Here is a 6420-nt window from a genome sequence, read left to right on the forward strand (position 1 = left end):
TGCCCACGGGCCCCACGACCCGAGCTCGGAGAAGATCCAGCCGAAGACCAGCGTGCCGACGATCATCCCTGCGACGAGCCCCGCCCGCTGCCGGCCCGTGGCCCAGTGCGGATGGACCGCGACGGCCTCGACCCCCGCCTGCCCGGGCAGGGCCGCGCTGATCCGACGGTCCCGCGACCAGCGCCACCAGCCGTAGAGCCCGACGGCGAGGAACATGACCTGCCGTCCGGCCTGACCGTAGAGGTCGACGTCCTGCGGGGTGTGGAAGACGCCGCCGAGGAAGACGGTGAGCAGCGTGAGGTTGCCGACGATCCCCACCGGCCAGGCCCACACCACGCGGCGCATCCCGCCGATCGCGGCGGCCAGGCCGAAGACATTGCCGATGATCTCGCGCCACAGGATCGGCACTCCGCCGATCATCAACTGCGCGTCGAGGAATGAGACGAGAAGGCTCATCGTGTGCCCCTTTCACGGGCTCAACACAGACGGCCCAGGGCTTATGCCGCATCGCCCACGGTTCCACGGCCGGGCCGCGGTCCCTCGGGGACACGTTGTTCTCTTCCATCCGGACTATGACCGTCGGCCCCGGGATCACACCGGGTCTGCTGACCCCCGCGCATGCGGCCCGGCCGGACTCGATGTCCGGCCCGCCGCGTGTGCGGGGCGCTCGCGGGCTCGCCGCCGGTCATGGGACCGGTGACATCACCGCCGGTGGGGAATTGCACCCCGCCCTGAGAACGTGTTCTCGTTCTACTCCTGTCGGGTGCGGCGCCGCAACTCCCGCGTCCCGGGGAGGCGCGGGGCGGCACGCTGTCGATAAGCGCACCGTCGATAAGAGCGTTCCACGCATTTTCACTCGGCCGACGGGTGCGGAACGCCCTTCTCGACGAGGGGAGGGCGCTGGTGCCCCCCGCCGCGGGTCAGCCGATCGTCAGTTGGCCGTTCGACTCGGTCACCGGGACCACGTCGAGCGGACGCGGGGCCGGCGCGAGGGTGTTGCTGCCGTCGGTCGCGTCGTACTCGGCACCGTGGAGCGGGCACCGGAGGTGCAGGTCGCGGACCACCTGGACGGTCCCACCCTGATGGGTGCAGCGGGCCGAGTACGCGACGAACTCACCCTCGGTGGGCTGCGCGACGATCACCGTCGCATCCCCCGACTTGACCTGCTTGGCGGTGCCGACGGGCACGTCCGAGGCAGGGATCGTGGACGGCGGGACCTCGGTGGTCTGCTGGACGGTGGACGGCGGCTCCGCGGGCTCGGTCATCCCGCACGCCGAGACGATCCCCGGTAGCAGGATGATCCCGGGCAGGGCTGCCAGGACGGTGCGGCGCTGCGTGCACGGTCCGACGGAGACGGATGCGGCGGCGGGGTGCTCGGTCATGCAGTCCATCATATCGGGCGCCGACGGCGGACCTAGGCTGGCGACATGACCGTCCGCCGCCTCGAGCCCCACGCCACCACGATCTTCTCCGAGGTCACCCAACTTGCCGTGCGGTTCGAGGCCGTCAACCTGGGGCAGGGCTTCCCGGACACCGACGGCCCCGCGTCGATGATCGAGGCCGCCGTGCGCGCCCTGCGCGAGGGCCACAACCAGTACCCACCCGGGACGGGGGTGCCCGAGCTCCGGCACGCGATCGTCGCCCACGAGACCGCGCACACGGGTCTGGTCCACGACCCGGACACCGAGGTGCTGGTGACGGTCGGTGCGACCGAGGCGATCGCCGGTGCGGTGGTGGGCCTGGTGGAGCCTCACGACGAGGTGGTGGTGATCGAGCCGTACTACGACTCCTACGCCGCCACCGTCGCGATGGCCGGCGCCACCAGGCGCGCGGCGAGGATGGTCCGCTCGTCCGGCCGCTACCGCCTCGACGTGGACTCCCTGCGGGCGGCGTTCTCCCCGCGGACGCGGGCCGTGCTGGTCAATTCGCCGCACAACCCCACCGGAGCGGTGCTGCCGCGGGAGGACCTCGAGCAGATCGCGGCGTTGTGCCACGAGTTCGACGCGATCGCGATCTCGGACGAGGTCTACGAACACCTGACCTACGACGACAACGAGCACGTCTCGATCGCCACCCTGCCGGGGATGGCCGCGCGGACCCTGCGGATCTCGAGCGCGGGCAAGATGCTCAACTGCACCGGCTGGAAGATCGGATGGGTGACCGGGCCGGCCGGGCTGATCGCGGGCGTCCGGGCCGCCAAGCAGTACATGAGCTACACCGCCGGCACACCGCTGCAGCTGGCGGTCGCCCACGCCCTTCGTCACGAGGACGGGTGGATCCGGGCGCTACGGGCGCAGATGCAGGACCGGCGGGACCAGCTGGTGGACATCCTCACGGGGGTCGGGCTGGACCTCGCCGTCACCCAGGGGACCTATTTCCTCACCGCGGATCCGCGACCGCTCGGCGTCACCGACGCCGCGTCCTGGTGTCTGGAGTTGCCCGGCCGGATCGGCGTGGCGGCGGTGCCGTTCGCGCCGTTCACCGACGCCTACTCCGGCGAATGGTCGCACCTGGTGCGGTTCGCGTTCTGCAAACGGCCCGAGGTCCTCGACGAGGCCGGGCGGAGGCTCCGCACGCTGGCGAACTGAGGCGAATCGGAGCACGCTCCGGACGGACTCGCGCACGTGCCTGCCAGGCTCTACGGTAGGTCCCTGACGCGCCGGGCGGCGCGCCCGTGCGTCGACGAGGAGTACCCGAGTGTCCCACTACCGCAGCAACCCGCGTGACCTGGAGTTCGTCCTGTTCGAGGTGTTCGGCCTCGACGAGATCCTCGAGCGGGACGACACGGAGCTCGACGGCGAGACGGTGCGCACCATGCTGCGGGAGGCCGCCGCCCTGGCGGAGGGGCCCGTGGCTGCCTCGTTCTCCGTCGCCGACCGAAACCCCCCCGGGTTCGACCCGGAAACCCACGAGGTCACGCTCCCGCCGGAGTACGTGGCCTCGGTCCGCGCGTGGCAGGAGGCCGGCTGGGGCCTGGTCGGCGTGGACCCCGCCGTCGGCGGCGTCGCGGCCCCCCGCATGGTCACCTGGGCGATCACGGAGTTCCTCCTCGGGGCCAACCCGTCGATCTTCATGTACCTGTCCGGACCGCTGTTCGCCGAGATCATGCACACCATCGGCAACGAGCAGCAGCAGAAGTGGGCCGCCCGGATCATCGACCGCAACCACGGTTCGTCCATGATGCTCACCGAGGCCGAGGTGGGCTCGGACGTGGGTGCCGTTCGAGCCAAGGCGATCGAGCAGCCCGACGGCACCTGGCACATCGAGGGCGCCAAGCGGTTCATCACCGGCGCCGACTCCGGCGACCTGTTCGAGAACATCTGGCACCAGGTGCTCGCCCGGCCCGAGGGGGCGGGCCCCGGCACCAAGGGCCTGAGCTACTTCCTGGTCCCCAAGTACCTGCCGGACCCCGAGACCGCGGCGCCCGGCCAGCGCAACGGCGTCTACGTCACCGGGATCGAGAAGAAGATGGGGCTCACCGCCTCCGCGACGTGCGAGGTGGCGTTCGGTGCACACGGCCGGCCGGCGGTCGGGTACCTCGCAGGGGACTCCCACCTGGGCATCAAGCAGATGTTCAAGACCATCGAGGCCGCACGGATGATGGTGGGGACCAAGGCGATCTCCACCCTGTCCACCGGGTACCTCAACGCACTGGAGTTCGCCCGGGAGCGCGTGCAGGGCAACGACATGGCCGACGCCGGAAAGCCCGATGCCGGGAAGGTCACCGTCATCCACCACCCCGACGTGCGGCGGTCGCTGCTCACCCAGAAGGCGTACGCGGAGGGCCTCCGCGCGGTGTACCTCTACGCGGCCGCCCACCAGGACGTCGTGGCCGCGGAGGTCGTCTCGGGCGCCGGACCCGAGTTGGCGCACACCGTCAACGACCTGTTGCTGCCGATCGTCAAGGGCGTGGGGTCCGAGCGGTCCTACCAGTGCCTGGCGGAGTCGCTGCAGTGCTTCGGCGGCTCCGGGTACCTCAGGGACTACCCGCTCGAGCAGTACCTCCGCGACGCCAAGATCGACTCCCTCTACGAGGGCACCACCGCCATCCAGGCGCAGGACTTCTTCTTCCGCAAGATCGTCCGCGACGGCGGGACCGCGCTCGGCCACCTCGCTGCGCAGATCCACCGGACGGTCGACGAGGTCGGACCCGACGATCTCGACGCCGTGCGCACGGCGGTGGCGACCGCCCTGGCGGACGTGGAGTCCATGGTCGGCACCCTGACCGGGCACCTCATGTCAGCTCAGGAGGATCCGGAGTCGCTCTACCTGATCGGGCTCGGCGCGGTGCCGTTGCTCATGGCGGTCGGCGACCTCCTGGTGGGGTGGATGCTGCTGCGCGAGGCGACGGTGGCGTCGAGCCGACTTCCCGACGCCACGGGCGACGACCACGACTTCTACACCGGCAAGGTCGTGGTGGCCGGCCATTTCGCGCGGGCTCACCTGCCGCAGGTCGCCGCCGCCCGCGCCACCATCGAGGCCCTGGAGCTGGACGTCATGCGGATGCCGGAGGGCGCCTTCTAGAGTCGGCCCCGCCAGCTCGTCGTGCAGAGCGTTCCGCACACATCCGCCGAGAGCGGGGTGCGCGGAACGCTCTTGTCGATGGCGCTACGGCCTCGACGGGGCTTCCGGGCCGGAGGTCGCTCAGCGTCCGGTGGTGAGCACGATCTTGCCGACCGCGCCACGGCCGTCCATGAGCTCGAGGGCCTCGGTGGCCTTGTCCAGCGGGAACTCCGCACCGACGAGCGGGTCGAGCTTCCCGGCGGCCAACAGCGGCTCCACCTCGGCCCACTGCTTCTGCAGGTAACCGGGGTTGCTCATCCAGTACTCGCCCCAGCCCACCCCGACGGCGCTCTTGTTCCCGAGCAGCAGTCGGTTGACCTTGACCGTGGGGATCTCGCCACCGGTGAAGCCGATCACGAGGATCCGGCCCTCCTGTCCGAGGGACCGGATGGAGTCGGTGAAGCGGTCACCGCCCACGGGGTCGACGACGATGTCGACACCCTTCCCGCCGGTGAGCTCCTTCACCGCGTCCTTGAACCCCTCCGGCGCGATGGCGTCGGACGCGCCTGCCTTGAGGGCCAGTTCCCGCTTGTCCCCGGTGGAGGCCACCGCGATCACGCGGGCGCCGGACGCGACGGCGAACTGCGTGGCGGCGATCCCGATCCCGCCACCCGCGCCGTGCACGAGAACCGTCTCCCCGGGCTGGAGCCGGCCGCGGTGGGCCAGCGCGAAGTGCACGGTGAGGACGTTCATGGGGATGGACGCACCCTGGGCGAAGGTCAACGAGTCGGGCAGCCGGAACACCTGTGAGGGATCCGTGGAGACCACCTCGGCGAAGCCGCCGAGTCCGGGGAAGGCGCACACACGGTCGCCTGCGGCGAAACCGGAGCCCTCGGGAGCGGAGCGGACCACGCCGGCCACCTCCGAGCCGGGAACGAAGGGCAGCGGGGGCGACATCTGGTACTTCCCGCGGGTCTGGAGCACCTCGGGGAAGGTCACCCCTGCGGCGTGGACGTCGATGAGGACCGCCCCCGGCTCCGGCTCGGGGAGGTCGACCACCTCGAGGGCGGCGGGTCCGTCATGGGATGAGATGTGGATGGCTCGCATGGACCCATAGTGTCAGCCCGGACACCCGCCTCGCCGGGACAGGGCCGACCGTGTCACGGGTCAGAGGGCCCGGGTTCACGGGTCGGTGGGCCCGGGTTCACGGGTCGGTGGGCACCGGCGGGGTCGGATCGGCCGTCTCCGGGCGGCTGCGGAACCTCCGGCGGCGCAGGAGATGGAGTGCGAGGCCCACGGCCACCACGACCTGCCCCACCTGGAAGGCCAGCGCCATCACGATGAACTCCCGCCCGAACGTGGTCGGCAGGACCAGGAGCAACGCGCAGATGCCCAACAGCGCGACAGTGAGGACCTGGCCCCCGGCCAGGAACCGTCGCGGACTGGTGACCAGGCGGCCGCGGGAGAGCAGCAGTACCGAGTTCAGTGCCACGAGCAGGCACACCGGCACCCCGATCTGCGCGGGGAACAGGAACAGGATCACGAAGAGTGGGTGCGAACTCAGGGTGACGGTGCCGGTCGCCAGGAACTGCGGGACGCTCCACAACGCGGTGAGAAGTGCGCAGGACACGGTGATCCACGAGCCGCCTACCAGGATCCGCACCGGTCGAGGATAGCCGTGCCGCCCCCGGCGCGGGGCCCCGCCCACCCGGTGGGCGACCGGTCCCCGCCGGGTCACCCGCGCGTCACTCCCTGGTCAGTGCCTCACCGATGGGGGTCTCACCGTCGGAGAACTCGATCGTGCGACCGATGGTGTCCGGCCGTCGCAGGACGGCCGCCGTGACGGCGGCCACGACGTCCCGGCTCGTGGCGCGGTCGTCCCGCTTGTCGGCGCCCACGCCGATCGTCTCCCCGCCG

At 71.1% G+C, this 6420-nt stretch carries 6 protein-coding genes, 1 pseudogene and 1 riboswitch; of the genes and pseudogenes, 2 read left to right on the forward strand and 5 right to left on the reverse strand.

Annotation, left to right across the window (positions count from 1 at the left end):
* Together G6021_RS08480 and G6021_RS08485 are read right to left on the reverse strand one after the other, a co-directional pair.
* A partial coding sequence (locus G6021_RS08480; RefSeq protein WP_182617519.1) for a nicotinamide mononucleotide transporter occupies nt 1-456 on the reverse strand: 456 nt, incomplete at its 3' end.
* Nucleotides 457-549: 93 nt separating this feature from the next.
* A riboswitch (FMN riboswitch) is annotated at nt 550-743 on the reverse strand.
* A gap of 177 nt (nt 744-920) precedes the next feature.
* Entirely contained in the window at nt 921-1382 is a 462-nt protein-coding gene (locus G6021_RS08485; protein ID WP_182617521.1) for a Rieske (2Fe-2S) protein, read from the reverse strand.
* A 45-nt stretch (nt 1383-1427) separates the two neighbouring features.
* On the opposite strand from G6021_RS08485, the gene G6021_RS08490 reads away from it, so the two are divergent.
* A complete protein-coding gene (locus G6021_RS08490) occupies nt 1428-2588 on the forward strand; it encodes a pyridoxal phosphate-dependent aminotransferase (RefSeq protein ID WP_182617523.1) in 1161 nt (386 codons plus the stop codon).
* Between the two features lie 109 nt (nt 2589-2697).
* Nucleotides 2698-4524: an acyl-CoA dehydrogenase C-terminal domain-containing protein gene (locus G6021_RS08495; protein ID WP_182617525.1), complete on the forward strand. Its 1827-nt coding sequence runs from the start codon at nt 2698-2700 to the stop codon at nt 4522-4524.
* A 120-nt stretch (nt 4525-4644) separates the two neighbouring features.
* Here G6021_RS08495 and G6021_RS08500 read toward each other — a convergent pair whose 3' ends face one another.
* From G6021_RS08500 to G6021_RS17270, 3 genes and pseudogenes are all read right to left on the reverse strand, one after another.
* The gene (locus tag G6021_RS08500) at nt 4645-5610 is read right to left on the reverse strand and encodes an NADPH:quinone oxidoreductase family protein (RefSeq protein WP_182617527.1); all 966 of its coding nucleotides are present in this window, start codon (nt 5608-5610) and stop codon (nt 4645-4647) included.
* A 97-nt stretch (nt 5611-5707) separates the two neighbouring features.
* Nucleotides 5708-6166, reverse strand: a complete 459-nt coding sequence (locus tag G6021_RS08505) for a hypothetical protein (protein WP_182617529.1) — start codon at nt 6164-6166, stop codon at nt 5708-5710.
* An 82-nt stretch (nt 6167-6248) separates the two neighbouring features.
* Nucleotides 6249-6420: pseudogene (locus G6021_RS17270) on the reverse strand (NAD-dependent dehydratase); the annotation flags it as partial.

This window comes from Dietzia sp. CW19 (assembly GCF_014145265.1).
Classification (GTDB): Bacteria; Actinomycetota; Actinomycetes; order Mycobacteriales; family Mycobacteriaceae; genus Dietzia; species Dietzia natronolimnaea.

What these genes read in the sequence shown, in the direction of transcription:
- G6021_RS08485 (WP_182617521.1), bottom strand. Translation starts at nt 1,382, where the DNA reads ATGACCGAGCACCCCGCCGCCGCATCCGTCTCCGTCGGACCGTGCACG.
- G6021_RS08490 (WP_182617523.1), top strand. Translation starts at nt 1,428, where the DNA reads ATGACCGTCCGCCGCCTCGAGCCCCACGCCACCACGATCTTCTCCGAG.
- G6021_RS08500 (WP_182617527.1), bottom strand. Translation starts at nt 5,610, where the DNA reads ATGCGAGCCATCCACATCTCATCCCATGACGGACCCGCCGCCCTCGAG.